At 43.1% G+C, this 15,037-nt stretch carries 13 protein-coding genes; 6 read left to right on the plus strand and 7 right to left on the minus strand.

What is annotated here, in order from left to right; all coding sequences use genetic code 11:
• Positions 1-434: 434 nt before the first annotated feature.
• On the minus strand, positions 435-1,829 hold the full coding sequence (gene rppB / locus F6K49_RS18920; protein ID WP_293099094.1) for a two-component system sensor histidine kinase RppB: 1,395 nt from the start codon (positions 1,827-1,829) through the stop codon (positions 435-437).
• Complete coding sequence (gene rppA, locus F6K49_RS18925; protein ID WP_293099097.1) at positions 1,826-2,524, minus strand: two-component system response regulator RppA; 699 nt, start codon at positions 2,522-2,524, stop codon at positions 1,826-1,828. The genes rppB and rppA overlap by 4 nt, the downstream gene beginning before the upstream one ends.
• A gap of 570 nt (positions 2,525-3,094) precedes the next feature.
• Here rppA and F6K49_RS18930 point away from each other — a divergent pair.
• The 6 genes from F6K49_RS18930 (at position 3,095) to grpE (ending at position 10,387) form a co-directional block, all read left to right on the plus strand.
• Positions 3,095-4,768, plus strand: a complete 1,674-nt coding sequence (locus tag F6K49_RS18930) for an efflux RND transporter periplasmic adaptor subunit (RefSeq protein ID WP_293099100.1) — start codon at positions 3,095-3,097, stop codon at positions 4,766-4,768.
• Positions 4,769-4,794: 26 nt separating this feature from the next.
• Positions 4,795-7,965, plus strand: a complete 3,171-nt coding sequence (locus F6K49_RS18935) for an efflux RND transporter permease subunit (RefSeq protein ID WP_293099103.1) — start codon at positions 4,795-4,797, stop codon at positions 7,963-7,965.
• A gap of 146 nt (positions 7,966-8,111) precedes the next feature.
• A complete protein-coding gene (locus F6K49_RS18940) occupies positions 8,112-8,585 on the plus strand; it encodes a hypothetical protein (protein ID WP_293044450.1) in 474 nt (157 codons plus the stop codon).
• A 16-nt stretch (positions 8,586-8,601) separates the two neighbouring features.
• Positions 8,602-9,489 carry a hypothetical protein gene (locus tag F6K49_RS18945; protein WP_293099106.1) on the plus strand — a complete coding sequence of 296 codons (888 nt, stop codon included), beginning with the start codon at positions 8,602-8,604 and terminating at the stop codon, positions 9,487-9,489.
• Complete coding sequence (locus F6K49_RS18950; protein WP_293099108.1) at positions 9,486-9,611, plus strand: hypothetical protein; 126 nt, start codon at positions 9,486-9,488, stop codon at positions 9,609-9,611. The genes F6K49_RS18945 and F6K49_RS18950 overlap by 4 nt, the downstream gene beginning before the upstream one ends.
• A 110-nt stretch (positions 9,612-9,721) precedes the next feature.
• Positions 9,722-10,387 carry a nucleotide exchange factor GrpE gene (gene grpE / locus F6K49_RS18955; RefSeq protein ID WP_293099111.1) on the plus strand — a complete coding sequence of 222 codons (666 nt, stop codon included), beginning with the start codon at positions 9,722-9,724 and terminating at the stop codon, positions 10,385-10,387.
• A 283-nt stretch (positions 10,388-10,670) separates the two neighbouring features.
• Here grpE and F6K49_RS18960 read toward each other — a convergent pair whose 3' ends face one another.
• The 5 genes from F6K49_RS18960 to F6K49_RS18980 all read right to left on the minus strand — a co-directional run bounded on the left by F6K49_RS18960 (position 10,671) and on the right by F6K49_RS18980 (position 14,980).
• The gene (locus F6K49_RS18960) at positions 10,671-11,366 is read right to left on the minus strand and encodes a DevA family ABC transporter ATP-binding protein (protein ID WP_293099114.1); all 696 of its coding nucleotides are present in this window, start codon (positions 11,364-11,366) and stop codon (positions 10,671-10,673) included.
• 55 nt (positions 11,367-11,421) lie between these two features.
• Positions 11,422-11,550: a hypothetical protein gene (locus tag F6K49_RS18965; RefSeq protein WP_293018043.1), complete on the minus strand. Its 129-nt coding sequence runs from the start codon at positions 11,548-11,550 to the stop codon at positions 11,422-11,424.
• Between the two features lie 125 nt (positions 11,551-11,675).
• Positions 11,676-12,824, minus strand: a complete 1,149-nt coding sequence (devC, locus tag F6K49_RS18970; RefSeq protein ID WP_293099118.1) for an ABC transporter permease DevC — start codon at positions 12,822-12,824, stop codon at positions 11,676-11,678.
• Positions 12,825-12,985: 161 nt separating this feature from the next.
• Positions 12,986-14,305, minus strand: coding sequence for an ABC exporter membrane fusion protein (locus F6K49_RS18975; protein ID WP_293099122.1), 1,320 nt, complete (start codon positions 14,303-14,305; stop codon positions 12,986-12,988).
• A 147-nt stretch (positions 14,306-14,452) separates the two neighbouring features.
• Complete coding sequence (locus tag F6K49_RS18980; RefSeq protein ID WP_293099125.1) at positions 14,453-14,980, minus strand: MarR family transcriptional regulator; 528 nt, start codon at positions 14,978-14,980, stop codon at positions 14,453-14,455.
• Positions 14,981-15,037 lie beyond the last annotated feature (57 nt).

Genomic DNA, 15,037 nt, shown 5'->3' on the forward strand with positions numbered 1-15,037 from the left:
TGGGCAAATTTATCGTTCCCTTCCTCGAAGGCCGTTAACAAATTGTTAGTGATTTGAGTTGATTGAAGGCGGTTAATTCGTAAGATTTTAATGACTAAATTTGGGCATTTTTCGGTAAATTTTAGTTGATTTCCCTATCCCCCTATCCCCCTATCCCCCTATCTCCAATAATCGTTAACTTACTAAAGTTTGAAACAGCCCTGCCCTTAAAAAAGGGGGGAATTAGATTCAAAAGTCTCCCTTTTTTAAGGGAAACGGGGGATCTGAATCAGGGATTAACAAAATTGACATGCTCCCAATATGAAGGATGAAATAGTTCAATTTATCGGTTGTTCAACAACTGGTATGTTTTGCTCTATATGTATTCATCCCTAACTATTTATCTTTGTTCCTTTCTCTTTCATACTTTATCCTTTAGGTGAAGCGGTCAATACTTAGGAATTGGACTGAAAAACAATTGGAGCGCTAAAGTGTTCCTGATCAAACGAAGTAACTGCCTTGGGTAATCGAAGAGTAAACCTACTACCAACACCTCGTTCGCTGTATACTTGCAAGCTACCGTGGTGGGCTTGAGCGATCGCATTAGCAATTGCCAGTCCTAATCCGGAACCTCCTGTGTGACGAGAGCGATCGCTATTGACTCGATAAAAGCGATCAAAAATTCGCCCTTGGTCTTCTTGGGCAATACCAATCCCCGTATCTTCTACCTGGATCACCGCCTGTTGGTCGCTCTTGTCTAAAATAACAGTTACTTTACCACCCACAGGGGTGTATTGGATACCATTAATAATTAAATTAGAAACTAAGCGATAAAGCTGCTCAGAATCACCCACAACCTCCAGAGGAGTTGGCACTCGCACCGAAGATGTCAACGTAATTTCGGAAGCGATTGCCAAGGCGGCTAATTCCTCAACTAAATCGCTAACCAGGTCATTGAGACAGCATCTCTGGTAACCCACAGATGCCGGTTGTCTATCTAAGCGAGACAACAACAACAAATCGGCAACTAACTGACTCAGCCGCTGATTTTGACGTTCAACAATTTCCAGAATGTTTCGTGCTTCTTGTTGATCCAAGCTGGGCATCAAAAGTGCCGACTCAACCGTTGCCAGTGTTGCAGCTATCGGTGTCCGTAGCTCGTGGGCAGCATCGGCGGTAAACTGTTGAATCTGTCTGTAGGATTGGTAAATAGGTTGCATCGCCAACCCTGCTAACCACCAACTGCCACTGCCCACTAAGATAATTGCCATTGGCAGACCTAATCCCAAGATTAATTTTACCGTATTGAGGTAGTTGTTGAGGTATTGGAGAGAGTGCCCCACCTGCAAATACCCCCAATCCCGCTGATCTTGAGTATGTAGCGATAGAGAAATTTGGTGATAGGAGTTGCCCTTACCATCAGAAATGGTTTGCCAAGGTGCTTGATTAAACACCTGGGGTAATCCCTCTGGGTAAGTTCCTGCAACGGCAATTAAACCTCCTGAGGTATCAAATAGCCGGATGTAGTAGTGACCTTGGCTAATAGCACTTAGGATATGACGTTGGGAACTCACCAGTGGTTTAGAACAGTTAACTCCAACGATACACAGATTCGGTAAAAGTTCCCCAATTATCGGCTCTACCTGTCCTGGTTGCTTGAGCTTCAATTCCAGACTATCATGGAGTGTCCCCGCAACGGATTTTAACTCCCGGTCTGAAGTGACTAAATGGGCATGAGCGATCGCTCTGTAAACACCAAATCCCAACAGGCTCAAAATAAACCCCATGACGATGGCATAGGAAAGTGCTAATTTCCCACGAGTCTGGTTAAATAGCTTATTTCGATTCATGATTTTTTGAGATTGAGACGATACCCCAAACCATGCACAGTTTCAATCGGAATGCTGGAGTTGATTGATTCGAGTTTCCGACGTAGCAGGCGCATTTGAGCCGCAACTACGTTACTAATCGGTTCTGCATTCACTTCCCAAAGTTGATTGCGAATTTGGTTGGTGGTCATCACCTGATTGGGATGCTTCATGAAATACTCTAAGAGCTGGAATTCTTTATTCGTTAGTGGAATGTCGAGTTTCTCACCGTTAGCAGCAAGACGATAAACCGTTCGGTTACCATAGTCTAAAATAAGCTCACCCACCTGAAGTTGTTGGGGCTGGAGTAGGGGTGTTCGCCGGTGCAAGGCTCTAACTCTCGCTAGCAACTCTGCCATTCGGAAGGGTTTGACTAAATAATCATCGGCTCCCGTATCCAAACCCATCACTCTATCTTCCAAGCGGTCTTTTGCCGTTAGCATCAAAATAGGCAAAGGATTATTACGATAGCGTAACTGACGCAGTAACTCTAGTCCGGATAGCCCTGGTAGCAACCAGTCGAAGATAGCTAAGGTATATTGGGTTTCGTGGTTGTTTAAATAACCCCAAGCGTCAGTACCGTTAACAACCAAGTCCACCACGTACTTCTCTATATTCAACGCTCGCTTAATTGCAGCACCCAAGTCTGGCTCATCTTCAACTAGCAGTACTCTCATCTGTCTTTTCCCGCTGGATACTTTGTCTATACTAGCGATATGCGGGAAAGAAAGCGGGGCAACGCCTAACTTTCCTTGGATAAATTAGCTTAAAGCTGCACGAACCTATAGCTAATGTATGTCAATCCTAATTATAAAACATAGATTGATATAAATATATGTAATCAAAATGAAATTGTGACAGCCATTAACAAATATCAAAAAATCAATTTCCGGCGTTGCTGATTTTGGGTATGGTTTCGCCCCCCTAGCCCCCCAATTATGGGGGGAACAAAACTATCAAAGTCCCCCAAATTTGGGGGATTTAGGGGGCTTTAACAAAACCAGGTGATCGCGCATTCATTCCTTAATTCAGCAACGCCCAATTTCCTACTCTCAGAAGCTGAAGGCTTACCAAAGTCCTAAAAAAAATAATTTCATTGATACCTAACATTTCATCCTGATTTCATATTTGCTTGTGATACTTAATCAAGACGACAGCAAATGACCATCCTGACATCTTAGGTGTCTGGGTGGAGGCTATGGTGACTACTTGCACCCTCTGCTGAGCATAAAAAGCACTGATCCATTATGCACAAGACAGAAACAATCCTGGCTTCAACGTTTACCTTTTTGCTGCTGATAGCGATCGCACCAGTTGCTGTTTTCGCCCATGCCGGGCATGGCAATGAGTTCCAAAGCGGAACCGAAGCCACCAGCAATCCCGAAGGAATTAAGGTAGATGCCACCACCGCTAGTCAAATTGGGATTAAACTCCAATCCGTCTCTAGGCAGTTTTTGGATATTGGTATTAAAACCACCGGGCAAATTGAAACCCAGCCCAACCAACAGGCGCAAGTAACAGCGCCGATTCCCGGTACAGTTGCTAAACTTTTGGTCAAACCAGGTCAGAGGGTCAAAAAAGGTCAAGCGGTTGCTGTCATCTCTAGCTTGGAGTTAATTGAATTGCGGGTTGAGTCTCTCGACAGACTGACTGAAGCTAAGGCAACATTGGGAGAAGCTGAGGCAAATCTCGAACTAGCTAGGGAAAATTTAGAACGTCAGCGTCAAATTGCTGCTGCTGAAATCGATGAAGCTGAAACTCAGCTAGCAGTAGCCCAAGAAGAGTACGATAAAGACCTAGCATTAGCAATCGAAGGTGCTCTGGCTCGACGTCAGATGCTAGAGTCGAAAACTAAGCTAGCAGAGGCTAAAACCTTACTGAAAAGAGCATTTAGCCGTCGGGACGTTCTGGAAGCAGAAGCAGAACTAAAACGGGCTCAAACAGCGGTTAAGGCTGCCAAATCTCGGGTTCAACTGAGCGATACTACCTACAAAACCCGATTGGAACAACTTAGTAATTCTGCTAATGAGCAAGGAAAGGTAACGGTGCTTGCTCCAATTTCCGGTACAGTAGCGCAATGGCAAGTAAGCTTGGGTGAATCCTTTGAAGACGCAGGTGGTCAACTGATGACGATTGTTAACAATAATCAAGTCTGGGCAACTGCTAATATTTATGAAAAAGACTTATACAAGGTAAAAATAGGTCAAAAGGTCAGATTAGAAGTTTCTAGTCTGCCTAATCAGACTTTTACAGGTCAAGTTACCCAAATCGACCCGATAGTGGCAGGTCAGACACGAGTAGTGCCAGTTAGGGTAAGGTTGGATAATCCTGGAGGGCAACTAAAACCAGGAATGTTTGCTCAATTAAAGATTTTGACTGATAAAACCAGTGTAGCTACTTTAGCGATTCCTCAAGATGCTTTGGTGGATGCTAATGCTAAGCAACTGGTTTATGTAGAAAATGGTCAGAACTTCTATGAACCTGTAGAACTTACTCTCGGTTCAACTTTTGGGGATTTGGTGGAAGTCAAAAATGGTTTATTTGAAGGTGACCAGATTGTGGCTGAAGGGGGGGTGATGTTGTACGCCCAATCCTTAAGGGGTGGCTCTAAAGCTGATCACCATGAACATGATCATGAACATGACCAGGAAGGGCATAATCATCAGGCAACATCCACTAACCTTAATGTTGCTAGCCTACCCTGGTGGTGGGTTTTTCCTGTAGGAGGGGTAATTACAGCTGGTGCTTTTATGCTGGGACAGCGCACTGCTTCACAATCAAGACCAGCACCTATAGAAATTTCAGATGAACTGACCAATAATAGCTATCATGCCACTGCTGGTGTAAAAGGAAATGGTCAGAGCAATGGGGATGGCTATTTAGATTCGGCGATTCCTAATCGTTTCGTAAACAAGCAATAATCAGCAAGGCTATAGGTAAGACCAACATGCTTAACTCGATCCTGAAGTGGTCTATTGCTCGACGCTGGCTAATTGTAATTGGCGCTATCATCGTCACAGTTTGGGGATTTCGCATTGTTTCCCAAATGCCCTTAGATGTATTTCCCAATTTTGCTCCTCCCCAAGTTGAAATTCAAACGGAAGCACCGGGATTGGCTCCAGAAGAAGTGGAATCTTTAGTCACAATGCCTGTCGAAAGTGCGATCAATGGCATTCCTGGATTGACTACAGTACGCTCGTCTTCGGGAGTAGGCATTTCCGTAGTAAAAGTTATCTTCAAATGGGATACTAATATCTATCAAGCTCGCCAGTTAGTAACTGAACGGTTACAACAAGCTGCTGCCAGATTACCCGAAGGAGTAGAATCACCGCAAATTTCTCCCCTTTCCTCCCCCATTGGAACCATTCTTTCTTACGCTTTTACCATTGACGAAGATGTAGAGACGCCAGATGTCCCCTCTAAAATTGACCTAATGGCTGTGCGTCGATTGGTTGATCGAGATATTACCAACCAATTATTGGCCGTAGCAGGGGTAACTCAGGTAATTGCCTATGGGGGAGATGTGCGTCAGTATCAGGTACTGGTTGACCCTGCCAAGTTAACCGCTTTTGATGTTTCCTTAGCAGAAGTTACCGAAGCAGCAGCAGCAGCAAATACTAATGCGGCGGGTGGCTTTCTGATTAGTCCAGACAAGGAACTATTAATTCGAGGCATTGGACGAGTTGAGTCAATCGAGGATTTAGAACAATCGGTGGTAGTAGCACGTAATGGCACACCAGTGCTGCTTTCTGATCTCGCTGATGTCCGCATTGGTGCTGCCTTGAAGCGGGGTGATGGTAGCTTGGATGGGAAAAAAGCGATTGTGGTGCTAGTTAACAAACAGCCCCTGGTTGATACTCCTACTGTTACTAAAGCTGTAGAAGCAGCAATGGAGGAAATTAAAGGGGGTTTGCCGGAGAATGTCAAGGTTACTGTTACGTTCCGCCAGTCCGATTTTATTGATTCCTCAATTAAAAATGTCAGGAATGCCCTACGCGATGGCATCATCATTGTTTCTATTATTCTGTTTCTGTTCTTGATGAACTGGCGCACTGCCATTATTACCCTCAGCGCCATTCCTCTGTCTTTGCTGATTGGGATGATGCTACTCAATCTCTTTGGTTTGGGAATTAATACCATGACTCTGGGAGGATTAGCTGTAGCGATTGGGTCAGTGGTGGATGACTCGATTGTGGACATGGAAAATTGCTACCGAGGATTACGGAAAAATCAGCAAGCAGGAAATCCTCTCAACCCTTTACAGGTGGTTTATAACACTTCAGTGGAAGTGCGAGTGAGTGTGCTGTTTTCTACAGTAATTATTGCTGTAGTCTTCGCACCAATTTTTACCCTTACTGGTGTTGAAGGTCGTATCTTTGCACCGATGGGAGTAGCCTATCTAGTGTCAATTTTTGCCTCTACATTTGTAGCCCTGACCCTGAGTCCAGCTTTGTGTGCTTTCTTGCTTGCTACTGTACAGTTACCAGAAGAAGAAACTTGGGTAGCGCGGTTTTCCAAGAAACTATATCAGCCATTAATTCGATTTTCTATTCATGCTCCCAGTCTAGTTTTGCTAACAGCAGTAGCAGGGTTTGTCGCTTCTATAATTATTTTTACCTCTCTAGGACGAGTCTTCTTACCAGAGTTTCAGGAGCGATCGCTTGTCAATGCTTTCACTCTCTATCCCGGTGTCTCTCTGGACATGACGAATCGGGTTGGTTCAGCCATGCAACTAGCTCTTCAAGATGACCCCCGGTTTGAGTCAGTGCAATTACGTTCAGGGCGTGCTCCGGGTGATGCTGATGCTGGTAGTGTTACTCTCGGTCATTTGGATGTGGAAATTTCAGAGGAGGGGATGAAAGACCGAAAAGCAACGATTGAAAAACTCCGTGAGGAATTTGCCAAGTTACCGGGGGTAGCCCCTAGTATTGGTGGTTTTATTTCCCACCGCATGGATGAAGTCCTCTCAGGAGTCAGGAGTGCGATCGCAGTCAAAATTTTTGGTCCGGAACTTTCGGAATTACGAACTATTGGTGCTCAAGTTCGAGATGGGATGCAAGATATTCCTGGTGTGGTGGATCTAATTCTTGAACCCCAAATTCCGATCAAACAGGTGCAAATTACGTTTGACCGCGCTGCTGCTGCTCGTTATGGTCTTAGTGTTGGTCAGCTTTCAGAAATTGTTGAAACTGCTCTCAATGGTAGAGTTGTCTCGCAAGTACTGGAAGAGCAACAGTTATTTGATTTAGTAGTATGGTTGAAAGCCGAATACCGCAATAATCTTAATACCATTAGCAACCTGCTAGTTGACACTCCCACGGGTACTAAGATTCCTCTTGCCCAAGTTGCTCAGATTAGTTATGGTAAGGGACCCAACACCATCAACCGCGAAAATGTTTCTCGTCTGATTGTGGTCTCAGCTAACGTTGCTGATCGAGATTTAGGTAGTGTAGTTGAAGAGATTCAAGCCAAAGTCAAGGAGAAAGTACAATTACCTTCCGGTTACTTTATCCAATATGGAGGACAGTTTGAATCAGAACAACGAGCATCTCAAAATTTACTAGTATTCGGTACTCTGGCACTGATTGTGATTGCTGTTTTAATGTACTTTGCTGTCAAGTCAATTTCAGCAACAGTAATGATTATGCTCAATCTGCCTCTAGCATTAACTGGGGGAATTTTTTCCGTTGCCCTCGGTGGTGGTATTCTCTCTGTTGCTTCCATGGTAGGGTTTATCACTCTTTTTGGTGTTGCTACCCGCAATGGTTTACTTCTGGTAGATAATTACAACAATAAATTGGCTCAGGGAATGCCTTTAAAGCAAGTAATTATGGACGGTTCAACGGAACGATTAGTGGCAATTTTAATGACGGCTTTGACTTCAGCGTTAGGGATGGTTCCTCTCGTAATTGGCACGGGGGCAGGGAAAGAAATTTTACAGCCATTGGCAATAGTTGTGCTGGGAGGATTGTTTACGTCTACAGCTTTAACCTTATTGGTATTACCAGCTTTGTATGCTCAGTTTGGTCGCTTTTTCAGATCTAAACCAATCACTCCAGAGATTTCACCTGAAGAATTAAATTCATCTTTTAAAAGTGGTTCAGTGGTGGGTGAATAGGTAAGCTTAAGCGCTACGCGCACGCTACGCGAACAGCGGTCAGCTTAAGCGCTACGCGCACGCTACGCGAACAGCGGTCAGCTTAGTCAGTGTCAACTGTTTTACTGGTTATCAAAAAAATAAATTAGTTTTAAAGGAGTAAAACTATGGGTTCGTGGTTGCAGTCAAATTTAATTGTTCTCTCTAGTGTGGGATTGATATTTATAGCCTCCTGCGGCAATACTACGAAAGAGACTACTCAAACTACCTCTTCAGAAACTGTCACCAAAACTGAGAAGGTTGATTCCTCTCCCCATGATCACAATCACTCCCAAGGTGGTCAAGTGATTGAATCTGGTTCTTATCATTTAGAGTTGTTACCTATCGTAGAAAAACAGGGAATTCACTTAGACTTTTTCCTACAACAGGGTGAGGAACACAAAAGTGTATCTAATGCCAAAGTCAAGGCTCAAATCCAGTTACCAAATGGTGAGCAAAAGAATCTAGATTTTAGCTATGATAAGGCTGGTAAACATTACGCTGCTTTTTTACCAGGGAAAGCTACTGGGGAATATAAGGTGGTCATTCAAACTGACATTAACGGTAAAAAAATAAACGGTCGCTTTTCCTTTAAACAATAAATATTGAATAACTTTTGTGGGTAAAGACATCATGAATCGTTTGGTTAGCGCATTACTAGTTAGTTCTACTTTATTGCTGGCTCAAAGTTGTTCAACACTAGGGCAATCTGGAGATGCATCTGTTGAGGGAGATAAACACCATGGTCACCATAATCACAATGAGCATGGTCATCACCATGGTAGCCATGGTCACGTAAATAAACCATCTGTAAATACTAAAGCTATACTAACGACTCCCTCAACAATTAATTTAGATAAACCAAATAATTTGGTAATTGATATTCAAGACTCTGAGGGAAATGCTGTTCCTGATTTTGAGGTTTTCCAAGAGAAATTAATGCATTTAATTGTAGTCAGTGATGATCTTGATTTTTACGATCATATTCATCCTGATTATAAAGGAAATGGACGCTTTGAAGTTGAAGCTAATTTTCCTAAACCTGGTGATTATACTCTTTTTAGCGATTACAAACCAACCGGAAAACCAGAGCGAGTTTCGGTAGTAAAAGTAAAAGCACCAGGAACTAGTTCATCTATAACTGAGATAGAAATTAAAAATGCAAAAGTCTTTGGCAAGACCAAGGTTGAGCTGAGTTTTGATAAACCCAAAGTTCAGGCTAATGAAGAAGTGATGATTAGCTTTAACTTAAAGAATGCTGCTAATAATAATCCGGTGAATGATTTACAACCTTATTTGGGAGAAGCTGGTCATTTAGTAATTGTTAAAAAATCAGAATCTATAACAGCATCTGATTACATTCATGCTCACGCACTTCCAGGTAAAACTACTGAACCGATACGTTTTGCTACCCAATTTCCTGAAAAAGGCACATATAAAGTGTGGGGTCAATTTAAGCGTAATGGTGAGATTGTAACGGCTGATTTCTGGGTAAATGCACTTTGAGCAAATATCTAATTTGGTCAGCAGTCAGCAATCAGCAGTCAGCAGTCAGCAGTCAGCAGTCAGCAGTCAGCAGTCAGCTATCAGCAATCAGCTATCAGCCGTGGCCAAAGGCTGATAGCTGATTGCACTTACCAATAATCACAATCAGGGATATCATGATTACTCCACCGGAGTTGATCAGATTTATAAATCTTCTCCTGTCATCTTTTATCCTTGATACGTCAGCCTGGAAATGACCGAGTCTTCCTATCCCAATTACAGTGAACAGTTGCGACAACTTATGGCAGAAGTGGGTATTCCTAGTTTTAGGCAACTAAGTCTCAGAGCTGATGTTTCGGAGTTGCAAGTGAGGCGTTTGCGGAAAGGTCAGGTGTCGCAGATGCAGCTAAAAACGCTGCTGAAACTTGCTCAAGCGTTGCAGGTGTCGGTGAATCAGTTACTGGTTCTGTTTTTGCCAGATTCTGTTTCTACCTTACAGCAGGAAGACTCAACATTCAAGCAGGAGTACCAGCGTCTAGAACAGCAGTTGGAACAGCAGCGCGAAACTTTAATGCAGGAGTTTCAGCAATCTAGTTTACAAGTGCTAGAATCCTGGCTGGTGCAATGGCCCACTGCTGCTTATGCGGCACAACATAATGAGCAGTTACCAGCTGCGAGATTATTGCCTCTGGTAAAGCCAGTGGAACAGTTGCTAGAAAAATGGGGTGTGGATGCGATCGCATCTGTAGGGGACGAACTCCCTTACGATCCACAACAACACCAACTCATGTCAGGCACTGCTCAACCAGGTGATCAGGTTAGGGTACGTTACACTGGCTACCGCATTGGTGATAAGTTGTTGCATCGTGCTAAAGTCAGTCCAGTTGATATAGCAAAGGGAGTAGGGAGTAGGGAGTAGGGAGTAGGGAACAGCGGATCTGGGAACAGGGAACAGGAAAGAAAAATTCTCACAATTCCTACACGGATGGCTAGAGTAGTAAATTAACAACTAAATTAAATTTAGTCATTATAAAATTGTTAATTGCTATTTGAGATTTTATATTAACAATTTTATAGTTTATATTTGTCAGCTGTTTCCCTTAAGCTGATGTGCATTTAAATTGGTTATTCCCTGTTCCCTGTTCCCTATTCCCTGTTCCCTTTGACTAATTTTAGATATCCCAATCTAAATGCTGAACAGCTTAATTAACTGCTTTGATACCATTGAGACGCCCATCTTCCATATTAACAATCCGGTCAGCAATATCCAGAATTCGATTGTCGTGAGTAACCAGTAAAATTGTACATCCTTGTTCTTTAGCTAACTGCTGCATTAAATCCACCACTTCACGACCGGATTTACTGTCTAGTGCTGCTGTTGGTTCATCTGCTAAGAGTATCTTGGGATTACCCACTAAAGCACGAGCGATCGCGACTCGTTGTTTTTGTCCTCCAGAAAGTTTATCTGGGTAGTAATTCACCCACTGACCTAACCCCACTGCTTCTAATATAGCTACTGATTTAGTAATAGCATCTTTAGTAGAAAGTTCTGGGTGTAGTTCTGCTGACATTTGCACATTTTGGCGAGCTGTTAAACTCTTGAGTAAGTTATGAGCCTGGAAAATATAGCCAATATGACGCCGCACTGCTATCAAATGACGTTTATTGGCTCCCAGCAGTTGCTCTCCTAGGATTTTGAGACTACCAGATTGAGGCGATCGCAATCCTCCGATTAGGGTTAGTAATGTGGTCTTACCCGATCCAGAAGGACCAGTCATCAACACAATTTCTCCTTGGTGGATGTCTAGGTCAATATCAAACAAAACCTGTTTCCGTAGAAAACCCTTACCAAAGTAATGGTTGAGATGCTTAATGGATACAACTGGTTCGTCCACCATGACAGTTTTCGTTCCTACCTAGTTATTGGTTATTGATTATATAGCTGTTTTTCAGCTAGTAAAGTACAAGTTTTTGGCTTTTAGGGAGCAGGGAGCAGGGAGCAGGGAGCAGGGAGCAAGGAGCAGGGAGCAGGGAGCAGTAAAGTCGGAAGAGGAAAGAGGTAATTTTTTTTTTGTACTTCATTAGGGTAAAAAGCACTATATAGGGATCCGTGTAGGAATTGTTATAATTTTTGATACCATATTCCCTACTCGCTACTCCCTGTTCCCTGTTCCCTGTTCCCTGTTCCCTTTTTTATTAGCAATAGTTTAAAAAATATCAGCGGGATCGGCTGCTTGGAGTTTCCCGATCGCGATCGCACCGGAAATACAACACATGATAAGCGTCAGAATCAACACTGTTACTGCCCTAGCTAGACTCATAGCTATGGGTAAACTAGTAGCATTTTTCGTTAAACTATACAACCCTAAGGCTAGTCCATATCCAGGAAAATAACCTAAAATTGCCAGAATTATAGCTTCTTTAAAAACGACAATCAATAGATAGCTGGTTTTATAACCCATGGCTTTAAGGGTAGCATACTCAGGCAAATGATCCGCGACATCAGTATATAGAATTTGATAAACAATCACTGTACCCACGATAAATCCCATAGCACTACCGAGGGTAAAAATAAAGCCAATAGCTGTACTGCTTTGCCAGTAAGCTTTCTCCCAATTAACAAACTCTTCCTTGGATAAAACTAGAACATCCTTGGAAAGTTCGCGCCTCATCTTCTCTACAACTATCTCCAAATCTAACCCTGGTTCTAATTCAATCAAACCGATATCAATTAGTCCTCTATGGCGGTCAGGGAAAAGGCGGAAAAAGTTTAAATCACTGGTGATCACATTTCCATCTGCTGCAAAGGAAGCCCCTAGGGTGAATAAGCCTCCTACTCGAATGCGACGTTCTTTGACTTCAGTGGTTATCTCTTTGCCCTGATTAAACTCTTCCGCAATAGGTCCATATTCAGGTCTGGAGCTGTCATCGAACAAAACGACATCTGGCATTTTAATTGTATCCAGATTGCTGGTTACTCCAGATAAATTGAAGACGTTGTCAGTAGGATTAAACCCAATCACAAGCACACTACGAGTTTCACGGGTTTGAGGATTTTTCCAGAGACCAAAGTCCATATATATCCCACGAATCGATTTGACCCCATCAAATGCAATACTTTGATACAACCTGCGACTAGGAAAACTTTTCATAGCGATTGTTGCTTGGGACTGGGGACTAATCAAAAAAATGTCACCTTGTATGCTATTATGTAGTGTCACATTACTGGCAAACAGGGCATCCCGAAAACCCATTTGCATAAACATTAAAATATCGGCAAAAGCAATTCCTGCCAGTGCCACCAGCAGACGCATTTTTTCATGGCTCAATTGTAACCATGCTAAAGGTATTTTCATGATTGATAGTTACTAGTTAATGACCATTTTTGAATTAAAAATTAAAAATGAATAGCCTTATACTTTGTAAGTGTTTCCACCGGATACAAGCCCACGAATTAATTTATAGGTTAGTTTTTAATTTTGAATTGATAATTTTTAATTGGAGCGATAGCGATTGACTAATAAGTAGTAACTATTTTTACGATGACTTGAGAGTTAGTTAAATCAGTAACCGTCTTGCTGTCTTCTGGATTGAGACGAATATCTACTTCGACAACTCTGGCATCTACGTCAGCAGCTGGATCAGTGTCAAGAACATCCTGTTTGTCAATTTGTTGCCCAATTCTAACTACAGTGCCATTGAGTTTACCTTCAAATGCCTTGCTTTCACTAATAATGGTTACTTTCTGTCCTAGCTTGACTTTACCAATATCACTTTCATAGACTTCAGCAACAACCATCATTTGGTCAGTTTGCCCTAGTTCCACAATTCCCTTTTCTTGATCTACGGTTTCTCCTGGATAAGTGTTAATTTTCAAAATTTGACTATCTAGTGGAGAATGGACGTAAGCAAATTTTAATTCTGCTTCGGCTTGCTTGACTTGTGCCATAGCCATTTCTAGCTCCGCTTCAGCTTGTTTAATATCTACAAGACGTACTTCTTTAATCTCTTCGAGGGTAGCTTTAGCTTCGTTAATCTGTGCTTCTACCACAGCTAGGGTTTGGTTGCGGTTGACAATAGCTTCTTTGAGTTCTTCCCTGAGGGTGCTTATAGTTTGAGTGCGGTTGGCTATGGCTTCACTGACGCTCTCTTGGGCGGTTTCTACGTTTAGGCGACGGCTGTCCAATTCGGAAATTGCGATCGCACCGTCTCGTTCTAACTGGTCATAGCGCTGAAAATCTGCTTGTACATTCCTTAACTGAGCCTCTAATCGCCTGACTGTGGCATCTTTCTCTTGTTGTGTTTCTTGCAGCTGAGTCTGTAAACGGTCAATGCGAGTTTGTAGCGCCTCCTTCTGCCCCCGATACTCTGCCTCTAGTCGTTTAATCTTAGCCTCCTGAGCACCAATGGTTCCACTTTTAGCACCGGCTTTGACTTTCTCCAAGTTCGCACGGCTTACTTTAACCTCCGCTTTGGCCCGTTCTAAATCCGCTTGTAAGCGATCGCGATTTTCCATGATGGCAATCAATTGATTGGCACCTACTCTATCCCCTTCCTTAACGAGTAACTGAGCCACCCTTGGTGCTTGAAAAGTTGTTGGAGCAGCTAATTGAATAACTTCCCCCTCAGGTTCGAGACGTCCTAGAGCAGTTACAGCTCGGATAGCTGGGGTTGTACTGGGGGATGGCACTGGTTCTGGTGGGCGCTCACGGACCATTTGCAAACTATATCGGCTAGCGACCACAGTTGCCAGAATCCCAACACCAGCCAGTACAATCACCCAACGGCTTAGGGGCTTTGATAATCCCTGATCTTTTATGCCAATCTTTGGCTCCATGACTCCTCCGGTTAAATCAACCTCTGTCGGTTATATGAGTCATAACCATCTCTTGTGTGCCATATTATATGGCTCCTTACTATTTAATCTATCATAAGGGAAATACAATTATGAGCACCGCTAACAGATTTTTTGAGAAGTCCCTCATTACTGGGTCAGCTGAAATTCAGCAGAGTGCATAGCAGGGGTTCCCGCTCGCAACTTTGCTAAAAGTTTAACGAAGGTTTTCTTTTCTGCACCAGTCAGGTGAGCCATCAAACCTGTCACCCGATTAAAGTGGTCGGGAAGCATTTGCTTCAAGAACTGCCAACCGTTTGGGGTCAGCTGAACCATCAGCATCCGTCGGTCATCTGGGTGGGGCTGGCGTTTAACTAACCCTTGACGTTCGAGACCATCGAGCAGACCTGTGATCGTCCCACGAGTAACACCAGCCTGTTGAGCACATTCGGAAGGAGTCAACCCTAACTCACCAGCTTTGTGTAATAGCATGAGTACGGTAAACTTACCGATTGATAACTCGTAGCGACCCAAATGAGTGTCAATCGCTTCGTAGATCTCAGTGGTAGTTTTCAGGAACGACAGACAAGTAAACACTGATGCTATATCTAGCTCAGGGTACTGTCTCGCCACATTTAGCAGTTCCTGCTCTGAGGGAAGGTCACGTTTAGTGAACATAGTCTATCCCCTTAAAAAGGTTTGCCGACTTATTATTATCGTGCCTTACTCTAGTAT

Source organism: Moorena sp. SIO3I6 (assembly GCF_010672095.1).

What these genes read in the sequence shown, in the direction of transcription:
- F6K49_RS18965 (WP_293018043.1), bottom strand. Translation starts at nt 11,550, where the DNA reads ATGAAGTACAAAAAAAAAATTACCTCTTTCCTCTTCCGACTTTACTGC.
- rppB (WP_293099094.1), bottom strand. Translation starts at nt 1,829, where the DNA reads ATGAATCGAAATAAGCTATTTAACCAGACTCGTGGGAAATTAGCACTT.
- F6K49_RS18960 (WP_293099114.1), bottom strand. Translation starts at nt 11,366, where the DNA reads ATGGTGGACGAACCAGTTGTATCCATTAAGCATCTCAACCATTACTTT.
- F6K49_RS18940 (WP_293044450.1), top strand. Translation starts at nt 8,112, where the DNA reads ATGGGTTCGTGGTTGCAGTCAAATTTAATTGTTCTCTCTAGTGTGGGA.
- devC (WP_293099118.1), bottom strand. Translation starts at nt 12,824, where the DNA reads ATGAAAATACCTTTAGCATGGTTACAATTGAGCCATGAAAAAATGCGT.
- rppA (WP_293099097.1), bottom strand. Translation starts at nt 2,524, where the DNA reads ATGAGAGTACTGCTAGTTGAAGATGAGCCAGACTTGGGTGCTGCAATT.
- F6K49_RS18980 (WP_293099125.1), bottom strand. Translation starts at nt 14,980, where the DNA reads ATGTTCACTAAACGTGACCTTCCCTCAGAGCAGGAACTGCTAAATGTG.
- F6K49_RS18930 (WP_293099100.1), top strand. Translation starts at nt 3,095, where the DNA reads ATGCACAAGACAGAAACAATCCTGGCTTCAACGTTTACCTTTTTGCTG.
- grpE (WP_293099111.1), top strand. Translation starts at nt 9,722, where the DNA reads ATGACCGAGTCTTCCTATCCCAATTACAGTGAACAGTTGCGACAACTT.
- F6K49_RS18935 (WP_293099103.1), top strand. Translation starts at nt 4,795, where the DNA reads ATGCTTAACTCGATCCTGAAGTGGTCTATTGCTCGACGCTGGCTAATT.
- F6K49_RS18975 (WP_293099122.1), bottom strand. Translation starts at nt 14,305, where the DNA reads ATGGAGCCAAAGATTGGCATAAAAGATCAGGGATTATCAAAGCCCCTA.